General features: G+C 70.0%; 17 protein-coding genes, 1 pseudogene and 1 riboswitch. Of the genes and pseudogenes, 10 read left to right on the top strand and 8 right to left on the bottom strand.

Annotated features, from left to right (window positions below; all coding sequences use genetic code 11):
- From ACLF6J_RS05555 to ACLF6J_RS05545, 3 genes and pseudogenes are all read right to left on the bottom strand, one after another.
- Positions 1-146: pseudogene (locus ACLF6J_RS05555) on the bottom strand (riboflavin biosynthesis protein RibD); the annotation flags it as partial.
- A 62-nt stretch (positions 147-208) separates the two neighbouring features.
- Positions 209-353: riboswitch (FMN riboswitch) on the bottom strand.
- An 80-nt stretch (positions 354-433) separates the two neighbouring features.
- Positions 434-1297, bottom strand: a complete 864-nt coding sequence (locus ACLF6J_RS05550; RefSeq protein ID WP_134353273.1) for an Fpg/Nei family DNA glycosylase — start codon at positions 1295-1297, stop codon at positions 434-436.
- Positions 1298-1346: 49 nt separating this feature from the next.
- Positions 1347-1910 (bottom strand): GNAT family N-acetyltransferase, encoded by a 564-nt coding sequence (locus ACLF6J_RS05545; protein WP_134353274.1) that lies wholly within the window; start codon positions 1908-1910, stop codon positions 1347-1349.
- 76 nt (positions 1911-1986) lie between these two features.
- Here ACLF6J_RS05545 and mfd point away from each other — a divergent pair, with 76 nt between their 5' ends.
- Positions 1987-5562 (top strand): transcription-repair coupling factor, encoded by a 3576-nt coding sequence (mfd, locus tag ACLF6J_RS05540; protein ID WP_134353275.1) that lies wholly within the window; start codon positions 1987-1989, stop codon positions 5560-5562.
- A gap of 35 nt (positions 5563-5597) precedes the next feature.
- Positions 5598-6224: a gamma carbonic anhydrase family protein gene (locus tag ACLF6J_RS05535; RefSeq protein ID WP_134353276.1), complete on the top strand. Its 627-nt coding sequence runs from the start codon at positions 5598-5600 to the stop codon at positions 6222-6224.
- A 100-nt stretch (positions 6225-6324) separates the two neighbouring features.
- Here ACLF6J_RS05535 and gdhA read toward each other — a convergent pair whose 3' ends face one another.
- Positions 6325-7695, bottom strand: a complete 1371-nt coding sequence (gene gdhA / locus ACLF6J_RS05530; protein WP_134353277.1) for an NADP-specific glutamate dehydrogenase — start codon at positions 7693-7695, stop codon at positions 6325-6327.
- 132 nt (positions 7696-7827) lie between these two features.
- Positions 7828-10521 carry a phosphoenolpyruvate carboxylase gene (locus ACLF6J_RS05525; RefSeq protein ID WP_134353278.1) on the bottom strand — a complete coding sequence of 898 codons (2694 nt, stop codon included), beginning with the start codon at positions 10519-10521 and terminating at the stop codon, positions 7828-7830.
- A gap of 132 nt (positions 10522-10653) precedes the next feature.
- Here ACLF6J_RS05525 and nhaA point away from each other — a divergent pair, with 132 nt between their 5' ends.
- The 4 genes from nhaA to ACLF6J_RS05505 all read left to right on the top strand — a co-directional run bounded on the left by nhaA (position 10654) and on the right by ACLF6J_RS05505 (position 14729).
- Entirely contained in the window at positions 10654-11823 is a 1170-nt protein-coding gene (gene nhaA / locus ACLF6J_RS05520) for a Na+/H+ antiporter NhaA (protein ID WP_047523187.1), read from the top strand.
- A gap of 37 nt (positions 11824-11860) precedes the next feature.
- A complete protein-coding gene (locus ACLF6J_RS05515) occupies positions 11861-12529 on the top strand; it encodes a MazG family protein (RefSeq protein WP_134353279.1) in 669 nt (222 codons plus the stop codon).
- A gap of 73 nt (positions 12530-12602) precedes the next feature.
- On the top strand, positions 12603-13853 hold the full coding sequence (gene hisS / locus ACLF6J_RS05510) for a histidine--tRNA ligase (RefSeq protein WP_244093673.1): 1251 nt from the start codon (positions 12603-12605) through the stop codon (positions 13851-13853).
- 72 nt (positions 13854-13925) lie between these two features.
- A complete protein-coding gene (locus tag ACLF6J_RS05505) occupies positions 13926-14729 on the top strand; it encodes an SGNH/GDSL hydrolase family protein (RefSeq protein WP_374199033.1) in 804 nt (267 codons plus the stop codon).
- Here ACLF6J_RS05505 and ACLF6J_RS05500 read toward each other — a convergent pair.
- A complete protein-coding gene (locus tag ACLF6J_RS05500; protein ID WP_131493468.1) occupies positions 14701-15240 on the bottom strand; it encodes a VOC family protein in 540 nt (179 codons plus the stop codon). The genes ACLF6J_RS05505 and ACLF6J_RS05500 overlap by 29 nt on opposite strands.
- 87 nt (positions 15241-15327) lie before the next feature.
- On the opposite strand from ACLF6J_RS05500, the gene ACLF6J_RS05495 reads away from it, so the two are divergent.
- A complete protein-coding gene (locus ACLF6J_RS05495) occupies positions 15328-16071 on the top strand; it encodes a helix-turn-helix domain-containing protein (RefSeq protein WP_421076840.1) in 744 nt (247 codons plus the stop codon).
- 53 nt (positions 16072-16124) lie between these two features.
- On the opposite strand, the gene ACLF6J_RS05490 is transcribed toward ACLF6J_RS05495, so the two are convergent.
- Positions 16125-17354, bottom strand: a complete 1230-nt coding sequence (locus tag ACLF6J_RS05490; RefSeq protein WP_134353281.1) for an APC family permease — start codon at positions 17352-17354, stop codon at positions 16125-16127.
- A gap of 43 nt (positions 17355-17397) precedes the next feature.
- Positions 17398-17868, bottom strand: a complete 471-nt coding sequence (locus ACLF6J_RS05485) for a PaaI family thioesterase (protein WP_047523192.1) — start codon at positions 17866-17868, stop codon at positions 17398-17400.
- A 107-nt stretch (positions 17869-17975) separates the two neighbouring features.
- Here ACLF6J_RS05485 and ACLF6J_RS05480 point away from each other — a divergent pair, with 107 nt between their 5' ends.
- From ACLF6J_RS05480 to ACLF6J_RS05470, 3 genes are read left to right on the top strand one after another with little or no spacing between them, the layout of a single operon-like run.
- On the top strand, positions 17976-18374 hold the full coding sequence (locus ACLF6J_RS05480; RefSeq protein WP_047523193.1) for a GntR family transcriptional regulator: 399 nt from the start codon (positions 17976-17978) through the stop codon (positions 18372-18374).
- The gene (locus ACLF6J_RS05475; protein ID WP_134353282.1) at positions 18371-19429 is read left to right on the top strand and encodes a DUF1648 domain-containing protein; all 1059 of its coding nucleotides are present in this window, start codon (positions 18371-18373) and stop codon (positions 19427-19429) included. The genes ACLF6J_RS05480 and ACLF6J_RS05475 overlap by 4 nt, the downstream gene beginning before the upstream one ends.
- Positions 19426-20373, top strand: coding sequence for a CPBP family intramembrane glutamic endopeptidase (locus ACLF6J_RS05470; RefSeq protein WP_134353283.1), 948 nt, complete (start codon positions 19426-19428; stop codon positions 20371-20373). Before ACLF6J_RS05475 ends, ACLF6J_RS05470 begins: the two co-directional genes overlap by 4 nt.
- The last annotated feature ends 26 nt before the right edge of the window (positions 20374-20399 follow it).

The following is a 20399-nucleotide window of genomic DNA, read 5'->3' as shown; positions in this document are numbered from 1 at the left end:
GCACCCCGGTGCCACCCCTCGGCGAGCACCCTGCCTTCGGGGGAGAGGATGACCGCGCCCACCTGCGGGTTCGCCCCTCGTGGTCCGCGGGCGGCGAGGTGGAGCGCGCGAACCATCGCGTCGCGCTCTGCCGCGTTCACTGCCATCCGTCGTCCTCCTCTGAGGCTCCGGGGGTCGGAGGGATGGCGGAACGGACGCACGGATGCGTCTCGTGCTGCCTCCCTTCCGGACTAGCGAAGTCTCCCTCGCATCACCGTCGGTCCCGGAGTTCCACCGGATCGGCATCCCGATCTCTCGAGACGCTCGCGGACTGTCACCGCCGGTTCGGATTCTCACCGACCCCGGAGCACGTTGTTGCTCTGAGTGTACTCAACGCGCCTGCACGCATTTCATTCCACGACAGGGACCTTGCGCCTGCCGCTCGCCACCGCCGTCACTTGAGCAGCCGCGAGAGCCGCCGGTCGGCGAGCACTTTGCCGCCGGTCTGGCAGGTGGGGCAGTACTCGAGCGAACGGTCGGCGAAGAAGACGCTGCGCACCGTGTCGCCGCATACCGGGCAGGCCTCTCCGCGGCGGGCGTGCACCTGCATCCCACGGCGCTTGGCGTCTTTCAGATCGGCCGGCGGCTTGCCGGAGGCTTCGGCGACCGCTTCCGTCAGCGTCTCGCGCAGGGCGGCGAACAAGCGGTCGATCTCGGCATCGTCCAGCTTTCCGGCGATCGCATACGGCGACATGCGCGCGGCGTGCAGGATCTCGTCGGAGTACGCGTTGCCGATGCCCGCGATCACCGCTTGGTCGCGCAGCAGCCCCTTGATCTGCATCCGGCGCTCATCCAGCAATGCCGCGAACGCCTCTCTGGTGAACGCGGGGTCGAGTGGGTCGGGCCCGAGCCGCGCGATGCCGGGGACCTCCTGCGGGTCGCGGACGGCATAGACGGCGAGAGACTTCTTCGTCCCGGCCTCCGTGAGATCGAAGCCGCTGCCGTCGTCGAGTGCGATGCGCAGCGCGATGGGGGACTTGCCCGGCTTGAGGAGCGTGGTCGGCAGCGCGTCGTACCACCGGAGCCATCCCGCCTTCGCGAGGTGGAACACGAGGTGCAGGTCGTCGCCGCACGAGAGAACCACGAATTTGCCGAGGCGAGCGCAGGCCGTGATCGTGCGTCCCTGCAGCGCAGTGATCGGTGGGTCGTAGGTCTTGAGCGCGGCGATGGCGGCGACGGTCACCCGTGTGATCGTCCGCCCCACGGCGCGCTCGTCGAGGAAGGTGGTCAGGCCCTGGACTTCCGGCATCTCCGGCATGCGTTCATCCTGTCACCGGCCGCCGACACTGTCACCCGGCGGGCGGCCCTCAGAGGACCGGCCAGTCCACCGGGGTGCGGTCGTCGTCGGGCAGCAGCCCCGCGATCCACCCGTCGTCCCGGCCGCGCTGGCTGGTCAGCGCCTGGCGTTGCAGACCTTCGTAGCGGAAGCCGAGAGCGCGCGCGGCCCGTGCGGAAGGGACGTTCCCCACCACGGCCTGCCACCGGATGCGGGCGAGGCCGAGGTCGGTGAACCCCCAGTCGATCACGGCATGGGCCGCTTCGACGAGGTAGCCCTTGCCGCGCGCGGAGGCCTCGACCCAGTAGCCGAGTTCGGCCGTCGCGCCCGTGAAGTGGTCGGTCCTGTTGTGGAGACCGATCATGCCCACGAGCCCGCCGTCCGCGTAGACGCCCCACACGGCCTCTGTTCCCGCGTTCCAGTGCTCGGTCACCAGGCGCACGAAGGCCTCCGCATCCTCGCGCGAGTACGGGCTCGGCACCGTGGTCCAGCGGGGGAGTTCGGGGTCCTGGCACGCGTCGGTGATGGCATCGACGTCGGCATCCGTCGGAGCATGAAGGACGAGACGTTCGGTGGTCAGCACGACGGATTCCATCCCGACAGCCTACGCAGGTGAGCGCTCGTCGTCGGACGGCGGCGGGAGTGTCCGTGGGCGCGACTAGTCTTGTCCGGTGACTGTTCCGGGGATTCTGCGCGCCTTGGAAGAGGCGTCTCTGTACCGCGACGCCCTCAGCTGGGCGCGCACCGACGCCGACCTCGGCCTGGTCGACGGGCTCGACGCGCCGACTCTGGCAGGTTTGCTGGCTCGACGGACCGCGGCGAGACATCCGGCCGCTCTTCTCGCGGTCGTGCCGACCGGTCGCCGGGCGGAGAGTCTGGCGCTGGCGATGCACGCCTACATGCCCGATGCCGACATCCTCACGTTCCCCGCGTGGGAGACGCTCCCGCACGAGCGCCTCAGTCCGAGCCCCGACACGGTGGGTCAGCGGCTGCAGACGCTGCGTCGGATCGCGGAGTGGTCGGGCGACCACCCGTTGATCGTGGTCGCGTCTGTCCGCGCCGCGCTGCAGCCGATCGCAGGGAACCTCGGCGAGATCGCGCCGCTCGAGCTCCTGGTCGGCAGTCGGGGTCACGAACTCGACCGCGTGGTGGAGCAGCTCGTCGAGCGGGCGTACTCGCGCGTCGACATGGTGTCGCGGCGCGGGGAGTTCGCGGTGCGCGGGGGCATCCTCGACGTGTTCCCGCCCACGTCCGAGCATCCCTACCGCGTGGAGTTCTTCGGCGACGAGATCGATCAGATCCGCGCCTTCTCGGTGGCCGACCAGCGTTCGCTTCCGGGCGATGTCCCGAGCGTCGACCTTCCTCCGACCCGTGAACTGCTGCTCACGGCCGACGTCCGCGACCGCGCCCGCGCGCTGATCGGTGGTTTCCCCGCGATCTCCGGCATGCTCGAGAAGATGGCCGAGGGGATCCCGGTCGAGGGGATGGAGTCGCTGCTCCCCGCCGTCGCCGGACCCTTGAAGTCGTTGGCCGAGTACCTGCCGGCCGGGAGCGCGACGGCGGTCATCGATCCCGAGCGCGCGAGCGCACGTGCCATCACCCTGGGCGACACGAACCGCGAGTTCCTCGACGCCGCCTGGAGCGCGGCCACCTCCGGCGCTTCCGCGCCCATCGATCTGGGAGCCGGGGATTTCCTGACGATCGCCGAGCTCCGGGAGGTCGTGCGCGACCGCGGCGGCGTGTGGTGGCGGCTCAGCCCGTTCGGCGCCGGCCTCGGCGAGGGCGAGGTGGAGGCGACCAACCTCGGCGCCGCCGTCATCCCCTCCTTCCACGGCAACGTCGACGGGGCCATCTCCTTCGTCGAGGCGAAGGTGACCGACGGATGGCGCGTGGTCGTGATCGCCGCCGGTCACGGACTGGTCGATCGTGCACGCGACGTCCTCGCAGACCGGGGCCTGGCCGCTCGCGTGCTCGAGACGCTCGACGAGGCGCCGGAGCCCGGTGTCGCGACCCTCGTCACCGGTTCGGTCGAAGCGGGCTTCCAGGTCGAGGAGGCGAAGCTCGCGATCCTCACCGACAACGAGTTCTACGGCCGCACGATCGGCGGCGACCAGCGCGTCGTCAAGAAGCTCGCCTCCCGCCGCAAGAACGTCGTCGATCCGCTCCAGCTCAAGCAGGGCGACTTCGTCGTGCACGCCACGCACGGCATCGGCCGGTTCGTCGAGATGACGCAGCGGGAGGTGTCGACCGGGGGGCGCAACGCCGCCAAGTCGGTCCGCGACTACCTCGTGCTCGAGTACGCACCGTCCAAACGCGGCTACCCGGGCGACAAGCTCTTCGTGCCGACCGATCAGCTCGACCTGCTCTCGAAGTACGTCGGCGGCGAAGCGCCCACGCTCTCGAAGATGGGCGGAAGTGACTGGTCGCAGGCCAAGGGCAAGGCGCGCAAGGCGGTCCGCGACATCGCCGTCGAGCTCGTGAAGCTCTACTCCGCGCGCATGAGCGCCAAGGGACACGCCTTCGGTCCGGACACGCCGTGGCAGCGGGAGCTGGAGGAGGCGTTCCCGTTCGCCGAGACGCAGGACCAGCTGCAGACCATCGACGAGATCAAGGCCGACATGGAGCGGCCGATCCCGATGGACCGACTGCTCTCGGGGGATGTCGGCTTCGGCAAGACCGAGGTCGCCGTCCGTGCCGCGTTCAAGGCGATCCAGGACGGCAAGCAGGTCGCCATGCTCGTGCCCACCACGCTTCTCGTGAAGCAGCACCTCGAGACCTTCACCGAGCGCTTCGCCGGGTTCCCGGTCAAGGTGCGGCCGCTGTCGCGCTTCCAGACCGACAAGGAAGCCCGGCTCACCCTCCAGGGGCTGTTGGAGGGCTCGGTCGACATGGTGATCGGCACCCACCGCATCCTCACCGATCAGGTGATGTTCAAGGATCTCGGCCTCATGATCATCGACGAGGAGCAGCGGTTCGGGGTCGAGCACAAGGACTCGCTCAAGAAGATGAAGACCAACGTCGACATCCTCGCCATGAGTGCCACCCCCATCCCGCGCACGCTCGAGATGGCGGTCACGGGCATCCGGGAGATGTCGACGCTGGCGACTCCGCCCGAGGACCGTCATCCGATCCTCTCGTTCGTCGGTCCCCGCAGCGACAAGCAGATGGCCGCCGCGATCCGACGTGAGATCCTGCGCGAGGGGCAGATCTTCTTCGTGCACAACCGCGTGCAGTCCATCCAGCGCGTGGCGAGCGAGCTCGCCGAACTCGTGCCGGAGGCCCGCATCGCCGTCGCCCACGGACAGATGGGCGAGCACCAGCTCGAACAGGTCGTCGACGACTTCTGGGAGCGCAAGTTCGACGTCCTCGTCTCGACGACCATCATCGAGACCGGCCTCGACATCGCCAACGCGAACACGATCATCATCGACCGCGCCGACAAGTACGGGCTCAGCCAGCTGCACCAGCTTCGAGGTCGTGTCGGACGAGGGCGCGAGCGCGCGTACGCGTACTTCCTCTACGACGAGACCAAGCCGCTCTCCGAGACCGCCGCAGACCGTCTGCAGACGATCGCGGTCAACAACGACCTCGGCTCCGGCATGCAGGTCGCGCTGAAGGACCTCGAACTGCGGGGGGCGGGCAACCTCCTCGGTGCCGAGCAGGCCGGACACATCGCCGGCGTCGGATTCGACCTGTACCTGCGCATGATCGGCGAGGCCGTGGCGACCTTCCGCGGCGACGAGGTCGAGACCGGACAGGAGCTGCGACTGGAGTTGCCGCTCGATGCGCGCATCCCCGAGTACTACATCGACAGCGAGCGTCTGCGACTCGAGGCCTATCAGAAGCTCTCGGCGGCCTCGGCGGCGACGGCGAAGGACGAGGCCATCGACCTCGTGATCGAGGAGCTCGTCGACCGCTACGGCACACCGCCGGAAGAGGTGGAGGGCCTGGTCGCGGTCTCGCGTCTACGGCGCCGTGCCGCCCGCGCCGGGCTCACGGATGTGGTCGTGATGGGGTCGAACCTGCGCATCGCGCCCGCACGCCTCGAAGACTCGATCAAGGTGCGGTTGCAGCGGCTGTATCCGAAGGCGAAGCTCGTGGCCGGGGGAGAAGCGCTGGTCGTGCCGATGCCCATGGTTCCCGCAGCGGTCGGCGTCGGTCTCGAGCCGCTGCCCGATGCACAGCTGCTCGAGTGGGTCGGACAGCTGTTCACCGCGATCTTCCCCGAGCCGGTCGCGGCCGAGTAGCGCGCGGCGACCGGCGGCGGTACTAGTCTGGCCGCATGTTGTACGAGCACCTCGGGGCTCGGCCCCGCATCCATGACACCGCCGTCATCGCCCCCACCGCCGTCGTCTCGGGCGACGTGGAGATCGGGCCGGGCTGCCAGGTGCTGCACGGCGCCGTGATCACGGCCGAAGGAGGAGCGATCACCCTCGGCGAGCACGTGATCGTGATGGAGAACGCGCTCATCCGGGCGACCGCCGCGAACGCGGTGCACATCGGCGCGCACACCCTGATCGGCACACTGTCGAGCATCGCGGGCGCGACCGTGGGTGAGGAGACGTTCCTCGCCTCGGGGTCGCGTCTGTTCAACGGTTCCCTGGTGGGGGTGCGCTGCGAGGTACGCGTCAACGCGATCGTCCTCCGTCGCGCCGTCCTGCCCGAAGGCACGGTGGTCCCGATCGGCTGGGTGGCGGTCGGAGATCCGGTGCAGCTCTTCTCGCCGGACCGTGAGGACGACATCGCGGCCGCCCAGCCCGACCTCGACTTCCCCGGGCACGTCTTCGGCGTCGACCGGGATACCCCCGACCTGATGGTGCAGCTCACCGAGCGCTACGGCAGCTCCCTCGCGCGGCATGCGCAGGACGTGCATCTCGACGACGCACACCGCCGCCCCCACCGCTCCTGACCGCCGGCGCGGTCCCTCACGAGCCCTTCCCGTCGCGATATGTCAGCCGAAATCAGCCGAAACGGTGACATATCGCGACCGGAACGGAGGGTGCGAGGGATCAGATGACGCCCTGGGCGAGCATCGCGGCGGCGACGCGCTCGAAGCCCGCGATGTTGGCACCGGCCACGTAGTCACCTGCGACACCGTGACGCTCCGCGGCGTCGAACGCGGCATCGTGGATGTCCGCCATGATCTCGCGCAGCTTGTTCTCGCTGTCCCCGAAGCTCCAGCGCTGGCGCGACGCGTTCTGGCTCATCTCGAGGGCCGAGGTCGCGACCCCGCCCGCGTTGGCGGCCTTTCCGGGGGCGAACAGCACACCCGCCTTCTGGAACGCGTCGACGGCATCCGGCACACACGGCATGTTCGCGCCTTCCGACACCACGCGCACGCCGTTGGCGATCAGCGCTTCGGCGTCGGACAGGCTGACCTCGTTCTGCGTGGCCGAGGGCACCGCGATGTCGACCGGGACCTCCCAGACGCTGCCGCCCTCGATGAAGCGTGCGCTCGAGCGACGGTTGGCGTACTCGACGATGCGGGCGCGCTCGACCTCCTTGAGCTGACGGAGCAGGTCGACGTCGATGCCGGCGTCGTCGACGACGTAGCCGGAGGAGTCGGAGGCGGTCACCGGGGTCGCGCCGAGCTGCGTGGCCTTCTGGATCGCGTAGATCGCGACGTTGCCGGAGCCCGAGATACCCACGCGCTTGTCGGCGAGGGAGTCGTCGTGCACAGCGAGCATCTCCTGGGCGAAGAACACCGCGCCGTATCCGGTCGCCTCTGTGCGCACCTCCGCGCCGCCCCACCCGGTGCCCTTGCCGGTGAACATGCCCGACTCGTGGCGGTTGGTGATCTTGCGGTACTGGCCGAACAGGTAGCCGATCTCGCGGCCGCCCACCCCGATGTCGCCGGCGGGGACGTCGGTGTGCTCTCCGAGGTGACGGTAGAGCTCGTTCATGAACGACTGACAGAAGCGCATGACCTCGGCGTCGGACTTGCCGTGCGGGTCGAAGTCGGATCCGCCCTTGCCGCCGCCGATGCCCTGACCGGTGAGCGCGTTCTTGAAGATCTGCTCGAACCCGAGGAACTTGATGATCGACAGGTCGACCGAGGGGTGGAAGCGCAGCCCACCCTTGTACGGGCCGAGCACCGAGGAGAACTGCACGCGGTAGCCCCGGTTGACCTGCAGCTTTCCGGAGTCGTCGACCCACGGTACGCGGAACAGGATCTGACGCTCGGGCTCGACGAGCCGTTCCAGGATCCCGCCCTCGACGTATTCCGGGTGCTGCTCCAGGACCGGCGCGATCGAGTGCAGCACTTCGTGGACGGCCTGCTGGAACTCCGGCTCATGCGGGCTGCGGGCGAGCACCGTGTCGAAGACGGGCTGCACGGCGGGGGCGAGCGGGTGGAAGGCGACGGGAGTCGTAGCGGTCACGCGGAAGGGGCTTTCTGGTGGGGGATGGTGGTGCAGGCGATCGTGTCGCGTGAGGCTTCGCCGGATCCGGCGCGAGATTTCACTCTAGCGGCGGTCCATCGTGGGCGACGCACGCGGCAGGCGGACCGCCGGTCACCCGGTGTTCTGCAGGCCCGCGGCGACTCCACTCACCGAGAGCAGGAGCAGTCGCTGCTGTTCGGCGTCGGCTCCCGAGCCCGTCGGCTCCTCGTCCGCGGAGCGCAGCGCGCGCAGTGCACGCAACTGCAGGAGCGAGAGCGCATCCACATAGGGGCTGCGCAGCTGCACGGCGCGTTGCAGGACCGGCTTGTTCTCCAGGAGGCTGTCGCCCCCGGTGAGCCGGATCACCCAGCGCCGCGTGGTCGCCAGCTCATCGAGGACGAGCTGAGCGAGGTCGTCACGGTCGCCGAGGGCCAGATACTCCCGGGCGATGCGCTCATCCGTCTTGGCCAGGCTCATCGCCACGTTGTCGATCATCGTGTGCAGCAGCGGCCACTCGCGATACGCCTCGGCAAGGAGCTCCTCATCGCCGACGGCGTCCAGTGCGGTGCCGAGCCCGAACCAGCCCGCGAGGTTGATGCGCGCCTGCGTCCACGCGAACACCCACGGGATCGCCCGCAGATCTTCCAGCGACTCGACCGAGAGTCCTCGGCGTGCGGGGCGGGACCCGAGTGCGAGCAGGCCGATCTCCTCGAGCGGCGTCACGGTGGCGAACCACGGGGCGAAGCCCTCCGCCTTCACGAGTGAGAAGAAGCGCTCCCGGGAGGCGGCGTCCATGATCGAGGCGATCTCGGCGTAGCGCTCGGCGGCGCGGCTGGTGCGCGCTTCCTCCGTGGGGGAGGACGCCAGCAAGGTCGCGGCGGCGACCTGGTCGATGTGCCGCATCGCGATGGCGGGCTCGCCGTAGCGCGCGAAGATGACCTCGCCCTGCTCGGTGAGCTTGAACCGACCGTCCACCGAGTGCGGCGGCTGGGCGAGGATGGCGGAGTTCGCAGGCCCGCCACCACGGCCGAGGGCGCCGCCGCGACCGTGGAAGAGCGTCAGGACGATGCCGGATTCCTGCGCCCAGCGGGCGATCTTCTCCTGCGCCTCGTACAGGGCCAGGTTCGCGGCGACCGGACCGACGTCCTTGGACGAGTCCGAGTAGCCGAGCATGACTTCGAGGCGGTTGCCCGTGGCGGCCATGCGTTCGCGGAACTCCGGGAACGTCACGACTTCGGCGAGGATGCCTGGCGCGGCCTGCAGGTCGGCGAACGTCTCGAACAGCGGGACCACGTCGAGCACCGGGGCGTCGTCGCCCAGGGCGTACCGCGCGAGGCGATGCACATTGGCGAGATCAGAGGCGGCCTGGGTGAACGAGACGACGTAGCGCCCTGCGGCCCGCACACCGCGATCGCGCTGGATGTCCGCGATCGCGCGGAACACCTCCAGCACCTCCTCGGTCTGGGCGCTGAGAGCCTCGCCGGCGTCCAGCTCGGCCAGCGCCTTCGCGTGCACCTGCGAGTGCTGACGCACCTCGAGCTCGGTCAGGTGGAAGCCGTAGGTCTCGACCTGCCAGATCAGGTGCTGCACGCCGCCGAATGCGTGACGCTTCGCGCCGGCATCCGCGAGCGACGACTGCACGGCCCGCAGATCGGCGAGAAGCTCTTCGGGGCGGGCGTAGGCCCGTGCACCGTCGCCCTGACGGGTGGCGGCGATGCGGCGCGCCATCACCAGCAGCACGCGACGGTGGGGCTCGTCCGGCGAGCGGGTCGCGAGTTCCGCGGCCAGCTCGGGGTCTCCGGCCGCGAATCGGTCCCACAGGGCCGTGACGTCGGCGCTCGGCGGGGTGTCGTCCGCCGAGAGCGTGAGTGCACGACCGATCCGCTCGAGCGCGCGCTCGAGGCCGCGCAGCACATGGTCGGCGGCGATCTGCGAGGCTTCGCGGGTCACGGAGGCGGTGACGAACGGGTTGCCGTCCCGATCGCCGCCCACCCAGGAGCCGATCCGCACGAACGCGGTCACGACCGGGGCACTGGCGCCGGATTCCTCGCCGCGGAGGGCGTCATCGATGCGGCGATAGACGTGCGGCACGGTCGTGAACAGCGTCTCGTCGAACACGCCCATCACGGTGCGGACCTCGTCGGTCGGGGACGGCTTCTGCGACCGCAGGGGAGCCGTGCGCCAGAGCGTGTCGATCTCCTCCAGCATGCGTCGGCGAGCACGGTGCTCCTCCGCGCCGCCCTCGCTCGCTGCGTCGTGCTGGGTGAGGAGCTCGGACAGGCGACGGATGCTCGACGAGACCGCGCGGCGGCGGGCCTCGGTCGGATGCGCGGTGAAGACCGGGTGGAAGCGCAGGCCTTCGAGGCGCCGGCGCGCCTCGTCGTCGCCGACCTCGGTCCGCAGTCGCGCGTATGCGGTCGCGACGGTGTCGGCGGCATCCTCGCGTCCCGGCTGCCCTGCGCGCTCGCGCAGCACGCGCACTCGTTGGTGCTCCTCGGCGAGGTTCACCAGGTGGAAGTAGCAGGTGAACGCGCGCGCGACCTCGTCGGCGCGGGCGACCGTGAACGACTCGGCGATCGCCGCGGCGCGTTCGAACGCATCGGGGGTCTCCTGGTCGTAGGCCTGGATCGTGGCGAGCCGAAGGCGTTCGACGTCTTCGAAGAGTCCGTCGCCGCCGGCTTCGCGCAGTACCTGCCCGAGCAGCTGCCCGAGCATCCTGACGTCGGTGCGCATGGCATCGGGGATGCCGCGGCCGGCTTCGAAACGGCCGATCACGCGGATCGCCTCGGTGTTCGTGGGTTCGGAGAAGGAGTGTGCGGGGGTCACACTTCGAGAGTATCCCGCACGCCGAGGGTGTTCTGCACGCATGACGGACGCCGGACGGACGCCGGACCGCGGAGCGCGGATCGCGGAAGGCACGGGGACCGCGGGGCGATCCGGGACCATACGATGGGACGGATGCGCATCTCAGCGAACCCCCTCCGCGGGCAGCAGTTCCCCGCCGTCCTCCTCCTCCTCGCGGCCGGTCTCGGCTTGTTGCTCGCGAACCTGCCCACGCACGATCCGTTGGCCGCATTCCTCGACTTCCACATCGCGGTGCCGGGGACCGACCTCGACCTGTCGATCGAGCACTGGGTGTCGGACGGACTCCTCGCGGTCTTCTTCCTCGTGGTCGCCATCGAGCTGCGCCACGAACTCACCCACGGCGAGCTCGATTCCCTGCGCAAGGCCGTGCAGCCCGCGATCGCGGCGACCGGCGGTGTCCTGGTCCCGATCGCGGTGTACCTGCTGATCGCCGGGGGAGACAGCTCGACGTCTTCGGGGTGGCCCATTCCGACCGCGACCGACATCGCTTTCGCCCTCGGTGTGCTGGCGATGTTCGGGAAGGGTCTGCCGTCTCGTGTGCGCGTCTTCCTGCTCGCCCTCGCGATCCTCGATGACATCATCGGCATCATCTTCATCGCGGTCCTCTTCGCCGGCGACGTGCAGTGGCTGCTGCTCGGCCTCGCGGTCGTGGGGGTCGCCGTGTTCTGGGCCCTCAGCCGCTTCCTGCATGCGAAGGGGCACCCGCTGATCGCCGTCGCGATGGTCGTGGTCGGTGTCGTGACGTGGGGCCTCGTGGCTTCGTCGGGCATCCACGCCACGATCGCCGGTGTGCTGCTGGGGCTCGTCATGGCTCCGGTTCCGGCCGCCCGCACGCGTCACGCGCTCGAGCCGTCCGTGAACGGGGTGATCCTCCCGATCTTCGCCTTCGTCGCGGCGTTCGTGGTGATCCCCGCCCTCTCGCCCACGCAGCTCTCTCCGGCCTTCTGGGGGATCGTGGTCGCGTTGCCGGTCGGCAAGATCATCGGGATCTCGCTGTTCGGCTGGCTTGCGATGCACATCCGTCCGAAGGGCTCGGATCCGGCGCTGCCGTTCGCCGACATCCTCGCGGCCGGGGCGCTCGGCGGGATCGGGTTCACGGTGTCGCTGCTGTTGGCGAATCTCGCCTTCGCCGATGATCGCGGTATCCGGGACCAGGCGATCCTCGGCGTGCTCGTCGGGTCGTTGATCGCCCTTCTGCTTTCTGCGCTCATCGTGTCTTTGCGTGCGCGCTGGTACCGTCGCACCGCCTCCGCCTCGTCCTGAGCGCGGAGCCGGTTCCGCTCTGTTCGAAGGAGGACGCATGAGCTCTCATCCTGAGCCCGGTGCCGGGGTGGACGATCCGCTCCGCGCCGCTGCCGAGACCATGCGGGAGGTGCGTGCGCGCTGCGTCTGGTCGCAGCGCATCACGCACCAGGACCTGGTGCCATATCTGATCGAGGAATCGCATGAGGTGATCGACGCGGTCGAGACCGGCACCCGGGACGATCTGCGTGAGGAGCTGGGCGATCTGCTCTGGCAGGTGCTGTTCCACGCGGCGATCGCCGCGCAGGATCCCGAGGATCCGTTCGACATCGACGACGTGGCGCGGACGCTCACCGAGAAGATGGTGCGCCGGCATCCGCATGTCTTCGCCGGTGAGGTCGCCGAGACCCCGGAGCAGGTGCTCGTGCACTGGAACGCGGCGAAGGCCGTGGAGAAGCGCACCCGCCGCAGCGTGCTCGACGGCGTGCCGCGGGGGATGCCGGCACTCGCCCTCGCCCAGAAACTGGTCGGCCGCGCCGCCGAGGTGGAGGTGGCGGTCGAACCCGGCGACGAGGATGACGTTCCGGCATCGGAAGCCGAGCTCGGTGACGCACTGCTCGCGCTGGTGGCGACGGCCCGCGTCGCGGGGTGGGATGCGGAGCGCGCACTCCGCGAGCGCCTGCGCGTGCTCGAGGACGACGTGAGAGCGGCCGAGGCGCCCTCCTGATCGTCCGAGCGCACGGACCCTCGGGCCGACCTGGGAAGATGGACCCGTGGCTACTGTGAACCCGCCGCGCGGTATGCGCGACATCCTCCCCGCCGACAAGGCCCGCCGTGAGCGGGTCCTCTCCGTCATCCGCGAGCGCTACCTCGCGCACGGCTTCGACGAGATCGAGACGCCCGTCGTCGAGGACTACGATCGCCTCCATGCCGGGATCGGCGGCGACAACGAGAAGCTCTCGTACAACATCCTCCGTCGCGGCCTCGATGCCGACGCGATCCGGGCCGCGGCCGACGACCCCGCCGCACTCTCGGACCTCGGTCTCCGCTACGACCTGACCGTGCCGCTCGCGCGCTTCTACGCGAGCAACCGCGGCCAGCTCCCCACCGTCTTCCGGTCGATCCAGATCGGCCCGGTGTGGCGCGCCGAGCGGCCGCAGAAGGGGCGTTATCGGCAGTTCGTCCAGTGCGACATCGACATCATGGGTGACGACTCCTCGCGGGCCGAGGCGGAGCTGATGGTCGCCTCCCTCGACGCCGTCGACGCGCTCGGACTCGACGGCGCGACCGTGCGGATCAATGACCGCCGGGTGCTGGACTGGATGTTGGACAGCTTCGGCTTCACGGCCGAGGAACGCCCCGGGGTGCTCATCACGATCGACAAGCTCGACAAGATCGGCCCGGAGGGGGTCGCCGCGGAGCTGCGCGAGCGCAGCGCTTCCGCGGCCGCCGCCGACGCCTTCGAAGCTTTCCTGCAGCGCCCGCAGACGATGGAGTACCACCCGTTCGGGGAGCGGCAGATCCGCAAGGCGCTGCCCGAGGGCGCACCCGTCGAGCTCGTCGAGCACCTGGTCGGCATCGGCGAGGCGGTCGCAGCGGGGCGGGGGCAGTCCGACATCCCGCTCGTGTTCGACCCGTTCCTCGTGCGTGGCATGGGCTACTACACGGGCACGATCTTCGAGCTCGCGCACCCCTCCGTCGGATACTCGCTCGGCGGCGGCGGGCGCTACGACGGCATGATCGGGCGGTTCCTCGGCCAGCAGGTTCCGGCGGTCGGGTTCTCGCTCGGGTTCGAGCGTCTCGTCGACCTGATCGCCGAGGAGAAGGACACCGTGGCGCAGGCCGTGGTCCTGATCCACGATGCGGACGTCCCGGTGCAGGAGCTGGTCCGGCAGAAGGCCGCGCTGATCGCCGAGGGCACCCGCGTGCGGCTGGAGCGACGGACGAAGAACGTGAAGGCGCTGCTCGAGCGGTCGGCGGCCGACGGCTACACGGCTTTCGCGATGGTCACGGCAGGCGCGGGCGACCTGGAGGTCAAGCCGCTCTCCTGATGCCGGCCCGGGGCACGTGAGCGGCGTCGGGCCGTTCACGCCGTGTTCACGGTGATCGGGTCGAATCGGGTCATGGGCCGGTTCCGTCTCGTGATGCTCACGGCGCTGATCGCCGTGACGGTCGCGGCGTCCCTCCGTCTGGTGCTCGTGCAGCAGGCTGCGCTCGCGCGGAAGCGCATCGGCAAGCCGCTGGGGGAGGAGTCGCTCGATGCGGATCGCGTCTGGCGTGGCGCGCTCGACGGGGAACCGCTCGATCTGCTGATGCTCGGCGACTCCATCGCCGCCGGTCTCGGGGCCGAGCGTCGCAAGGAGACGCTCGGCGGGCGTCTGGCGAAGGCGATCGGACGCCGGATGCACCGTCCGGTGCGGCTGCGTACGGCGGCGGTCGTCGGCTCGGAGTCACCCGACCTGACTGCTCAGCTCGATGCCCTCCCCACCGGGTACCGTCCGCACGTCGCGGTGATCGTGGTGGGCGGCAACGATGTGACGCACCGGCTGCCCGTGGCGCTGTCGGCGCAGCACCTGCAGGAGACGATCCGCAGGCTGAGCGCGCTCGGGGTCGAGGTCGTCGTGGGCACGTGCCCCGACCTCGGGGCGTTGCGCCCGGTGCCGCAGCCCCTCCGTCGGATCGCGTCGAGCCTGTCGCGTCGTCTCGCCGAGATCCAGGACGAGACGGCGCGACAGGCAGGCGCGGAGGCGGTCGATCTGCGCCGCGCGGTGGGGCCGATGTTCTTCGACGAGCCGGAGACGATGTTCAGCCTGGACCGGTTCCACCCGAGTGCCCTGGGTTACCGCCGTACGGCCGAGGCCCTGACACCCGCCGTGTGCCGGGCGGCGGAGCGGTCGCTCAGCTCGCGTCGGCGGGAGCCTCGCTGAACGATGCCGCCCATTCCGCGACCCGTCGGCTGCTCTCTTCCTCGGAGATGTCCTCGACGCGCGTCATGACGGACCAGCGCACGCCGAACGGATCGCGGATGCTGGCGAACCGATCGCCGGAGACGAAGAGGGCCGGTGCTTCGCGCACGGTGGCTCCGGCGACCACGGCCTTCTCGACGACGGTGTCGACGTCGGAGACGTAGAGACCCATCGAGTAGCAGTCGTCATCGCCCTCAGGTGCGCGGACGAGGTGGTACTCCGGATTCGGTTCGCCCAGCTGGAGACGGCCCAGCCCGAAGTCGAGGTCGGCGTGCACGACGACGCCGCCGAACTCGGTGACGTCGACGACCCGCGCGCCGAACACGTCGCGATAGAAGTCGATCGCCTGCTTCGCGCCTCGGATCGCCAGGAACGGGGTGAGGGAGGTGGCCCCGTGCGGGCGGCCGTCGGTGGTGTGGGTGCCGGTGGCGCCGGTGGTCGGGGTGGCTGTCGTGGAGGTGTCGTCGCTCATGTCGCCACGGTACGTCCCGCGGGCGGACCATGGCTTGAAGATCCGCGACAACCTCCGCACGTCGGTGGCAGCGCCTACCCTGGCCCCATGGTGAATCCGACTCGTGGCGTGCTCTATCCGGCGCGGCTCCCGGAATTCCATCGGCTGCCCGCGCCGGCGGAGGTCGCGGAGCTGGTCGTGTGGTTCTGGATCCCGGAGTGGGACATCGCCGCCGGGCGCTCATCGCGGCAAGAGATGGTGGCCTACCCCGCGCTCAACCTCGTCGTGGATGCCGATGCCGTGATGCTGTCCGGTGTCACGACCCGCGTCTCCCACCGCGACCTGCGAGGGCGAGGCTGGGCGGTCGGTGCCCTGCTGCGCCCCGCCGCGGTGGCCGCGCTGATCGACGACCCGGCTGCGTTGATCGATGGCGAGCGCGCACTGACCGCACCCGAGACCGCGGTGGCCGCGCTCCGCCACGACGTGGTGGCCGCGATGGACTCGGGCGACGGGCGCCGGGAACGAGCGGTGGAGGTCTTCGCACGGTGGCTCGCGGATCGGGTCGGGGCGGTGAGCGAGCCCGACCGGCAGGCGAACGCGTTGACGGACGTGCTGATGGACGACGCGGCGGTGCTCACGCCGGAGGAGGCGGCGGCGCGCATGGGGGTCTCCGTGCGGACCCTGCAGCGGATGACGCATCGTCATGTGGGCATCTCGCCGGCCGCGATGATCCGGCGACGACGTCTGCAGGAGGCGGCACAGCGCGTCCGGGATCAGCCGGGCGTCGACCTCGCCTCGATCGCGGCCGACCTCGGGTACTCCGACCATGCCCATCTCACCCGCGACTTCTAGTCGGTCCTGGGCATCGCGCCGCGGGTGTACCGCGCCGAGTCGAGCCTCTGAGATCAGGATCGGGAGACGCGCAGACGCACCAGCCGATAGGCGACGCCGAGGAGGACCACTGCTGCTCCGATGAGCGAGGCGAGCACGGGAAGCGTGTTCACCAGCAGGAGGCAGCCGAGTGCTCCGAGCACCTGCAGCGCGCGGGGGTAGCGGCGAGCGTTTCCGGCCTGTCGGAAGGCGGCCGCGTTCGCGATGAGGTAGTACAGGAGCACTCCGAACGACGAGAACCCGATGGCGTCGCGGAGATCAGCGACGAGGACGATCGCGATCACGGCGATCGCGATCACGATCTCTGCGCGCTGCGGCACCTGATGGCGCTGATCGATCTTCGCCAGGAACCTCGGCACGTCGCTCTCCCGTGCCATGGCCAGCGTGGTGCGTCCGATGCCGGTCAGCAGCGCGAGGAGGGCTCCGAGTGAGGCGGCCGCGGCGGCCACGCGCACGATCGGCGTGAACGCGGGCCATCCGGTCGCCACGAGCACGTCGACGAGGGGAGCGGTCGACTCCGCCGCGTTGGCGCCGAGCGCGAGGACCACCACGGCTGCCACGAGCAGGTAGATGACGACAGCACCGCCCAGCGCGACCACGATGGCACGGGGGATGGTGCGCGTGGGGTCGACCACCTCTTCGCCCATCGTCGCGATGCGGGCGTAACCGGCGAAGGCGAAGAACAGCAGGCCAGCCCCCTGCAACACGCCGTACGCCGTGGCGTCGGGCAGCGGAGCCGCGCTGGTGATCGCGCCGGCGCCGAACCCGAACCCGACCGCGACCGCGATCCCGAGGAGCGAGCAGACGACCAGCACGCGCGTGAGCATCGCGGTGCGCGTGACGCCGAGGCAGTTCACGATCGCGAGCGCGGCGACCGCGGCGACCGCCACCGGAACGGTCCATCCTTCGGGGGCGGCATAGGCGGCGAACGTCATCGCCATGGCGGCGCAGCTGGCGATCTTGCCGATCACGAAGCTCCAGCCGGCGACGAAGCCCCACCAGGGGCCGATCTCCGCGCGTGCATAGGCGTAGGTCCCGCCGGCGACAGGATGGGCAGCGGCGAGCTGCGCCGATGATGTGGCATTGCAGTACGCGACGACGGCGGCGATGGCGAGTGCGACGAAGACTCCGCTTCCCGCGACGCCGATCGCCGGTGCCCACACCGCGAACACGCCGGCACCGATCATGGAACCCAGGCCGATGGCGACGGCGTCCGTGAGCGTCAGGCGACGAGCGAGGGGCATCCCGTCATCGTGGCATGCGACGGTGAACGGAGGGTGACGGCGGTCAGCTCCGTGCGGCGGTGACCCGCTTCTTCTCGCGGATGTAGACCTCGCGGCGCACCTTCGCGACGACGTCGCCCTCGCGGTCGGTGATGACCGTCTCGAACCACTCGAGCACCTTGGCTCCGCCCCGCGCACGCTCGCGGATCTCCTCGGCCTTCTCCTTCGACACCTCGAACTCGGCCGTGAGCACGCCTCGTCCCGGCTTGAGGAACTCGATCTCGCCGCGCGTGTCCCACACGACATGGTCGCGGCCGAGCTGGTGCATCACCAGCATGAAGAAGTACGGGTCGGTCATCGCCGACATCGAGCCGCCGAACGCGGTCTTGACGTAGTTGCGGGTGAAGACGTTGACGTGCAGTTCCACGGTGGCGTGCGTCCAGTCCTCACTGAAGCGGCGGATGCGGATTCCGCTGAAGAGATTGGGGATCCACAGGCTCATACCGATCGCGAGACGGCGGGGAGTGATGCGCATGAGGTCAGTGTGGAGTACCGCTCCGAGAGCGACAAAGACGTGTGGAGGATTGTGACAGTTGTTCTAGTTCGCATAGAATAACTAGAGATTCGAGGAGAGGGGGCCGCATGCTCATCCGTGTCGATGTCGACAGCCCTCGTGCGCTGTACGACCAGGTGGCGACCTCCGTCCGCTCCGACATCCTCGCCGGCGTCCTGGCCCCCGGGGACCGGCTCCCCGCGGCGCGCGATGTTGCCGAAGCGCTGTCGATCAATCAGCACACCGTGCTCCACGCCTACCAGCGGCTGCGCGACGAAGGGCTCGTCGACCTGCGCCGAGGCCGAGGGGCGGTCATCGCGGCGTCGGCGGCGCCGCTCGCCGAACTCGCCCATGACATCGACGACCTGGTGCGCCGCGCCGCTGCGCTCGGCGTCTCGGCCGATACGCTCGCGGGCATCGTGCGCTCCCATCGAGAGGTCCGCTCCGACCTCGACCACTCCGACCGTCGCGAGGAGGACTCGCCATGACCACCTACGACCTCACCCGCACGCCACCGCCGCTCCTGAAGCGCGCCCGACGGATGTTCATCCTCGTCGCCGTGCTCGTGCCGATCGTGATCACGACGGTCGCGCTGGTGGTGCTGCTCTCCTGGTTGCCGTCGCTTCCGGAGCAGGTCGCGACCCACTGGGGTGTCGACGGCGCCGACGGGTTCGGACCCGCGGCCACGTATCTCTGGCTTCTGCTCGGGGTGGGCCTCGGGATCCCCGCACTGATGGTCGTCACGACACTCGTCGCTGTCGGGTCGCACTGGGGTGGCGCAGCGCGGCTGATGGGTGCGCTCGCCGCCGGGATGGCGGCCTTCGCCGCGGTCACGAGCATCGGGTCGCTCGCGATCCAGCGCGATCTGTCCGAGTCCTCCGAAATCCCCGGCATCGGCGGTGTCGTCGCCGTTTCCTTCTTCGCGCTCCTCGTCGTCGCCGGAGCGGCCTGGGCCGTGCAGCCTCGCGTCCGCGCTCCCCGGGGCCGCACGCTCGAGCCGCGCTACGCCGTGCACATCGAGAAGGGGGAACGCGTCGTGTGGATCGCCACGACGAGCATGCCCCGCGGTGTGGTCGCCTTCCTCCTCGTCGTGCTGCTCGGACTCGTCGCGCTCGCCACGTACCTGCTCGGGACCGGAACCGAGGGAGGAGCGATCGTCGCTCTCGTGGTGCTGGTCGTGGGCATCTCGCTGGCGGCCACGGCCTCCTTCCGCGTCATGATCACGCCGGAGGGCTTCGCTGCGCGGGCGCTCCTGGGGTGGCCGCAGGTCCGTGTCCCGCTCGACGAGGTCGAGTCGGCGCGCGCCGTCGACATCTCGCCGTTCGGTGAGTTCGGCGGATGGGGATGGCGCGTCGCCGTCGACGGCCGTTCGGGCATCGTCCTGCGCCGTGGGCCGGCGATCGAGGTCTCGCGCCGCGGTCGACGTCCCTTCCTCGTGACGATCGACGGCGCAGAAGAGGCGGCCGCACTGCTGCAGGCGTATGTCGACCGCACGCGAACATCGGGCACGATGCCCACCGACACCGGAAAGGCGACGTCATGATCGACTCCACTCCACAGCTGCGGCGCGTGCCCTGGGCCGCCGTCCTTCTCTTCGTCGTCGTGGCCTTCGCCCTGGCGTGGCTGGTGGCGCTGCCGTTGTGGCTCGGTGACGGACTCGCCGAACCGCTGACCGTCGTGCTGCTCCCGCTGATGATGTGCACTCCGGCGGTCGCCGCGGTCATCGTCACCTTCGCGATGGGGGTTCCCGCTCGGGGTGGGCGCGCTCGGTTCCTCGGGCTCTGGCCGCTGCGTCCCGCGAAGCGCGTCGTATGGCTCATCGTCGTCGGATGGCTGGTTCCGCCCCTCCTGGTCGGAGCGAGCCTCGTCGTGGCGGCGGCGTTCGGCTTCGTGCAGTTCGACCCGACCTTCCCCGCCTTCGCCGCCGAACTCGAGAAGGCCGTGCCGGCCGGCACGCCGTTGCCCCCGGTCGGAATCCTCGTGTTCGCGCAGCTCGCCGCGATCCCGGTGGGCGCGTTGATCAACAGCTTCTTCGCGTTCGGCGAGGAGCTGGGCTGGCGGGGCTGGCTGCTGCCGGCGCTGCGCCCGCTCGGGACCTGGCCCGCCCTGATCCTGAGCGGTGTGATCTGGGGCGCCTGGCACAGCCCGATCATCCTGCTCGGGTACAACTTCGGGCGCACCGACATCCTGGGCGTGGTGCTCATGATCGGCGGATGCGTCGCCTGGGGTGTCCTGTTCGGGTGGCTGCGTCTGCGCTCGGGGTCGGTGTGGCCCGCCGTGATCGCGCACGGATCGCTCAATGCCGCCGCCGGACTCGTGCTGATCTTCGCCGCCTCGCAGCCGGACATGGCTCTCGCCGGGCCGCTCGGGCTCGCCGGGTGGATCGTGCTCCTCCTCGTTGCGGTCGTGCTCGCGCTGACCGGGCAGTTCCGCACGCAGCCGGAACTCGCCGCTCCGGCACCCCGGCTCTCTCCACCGCAGCCTTGACGGGTCGAGGCGTCGGGGGTTGGCTG

It is taken from the genome of Microbacterium sp. IO18 (genome assembly GCF_049099505.1).
Lineage (GTDB): Bacteria > Actinomycetota > Actinomycetes > Actinomycetales > Microbacteriaceae > Microbacterium > Microbacterium aurugineum.
The sequence above is the reverse complement of the archived record's forward strand: the minus strand, read 5'-3'. Positions and strand labels throughout refer to the sequence as shown.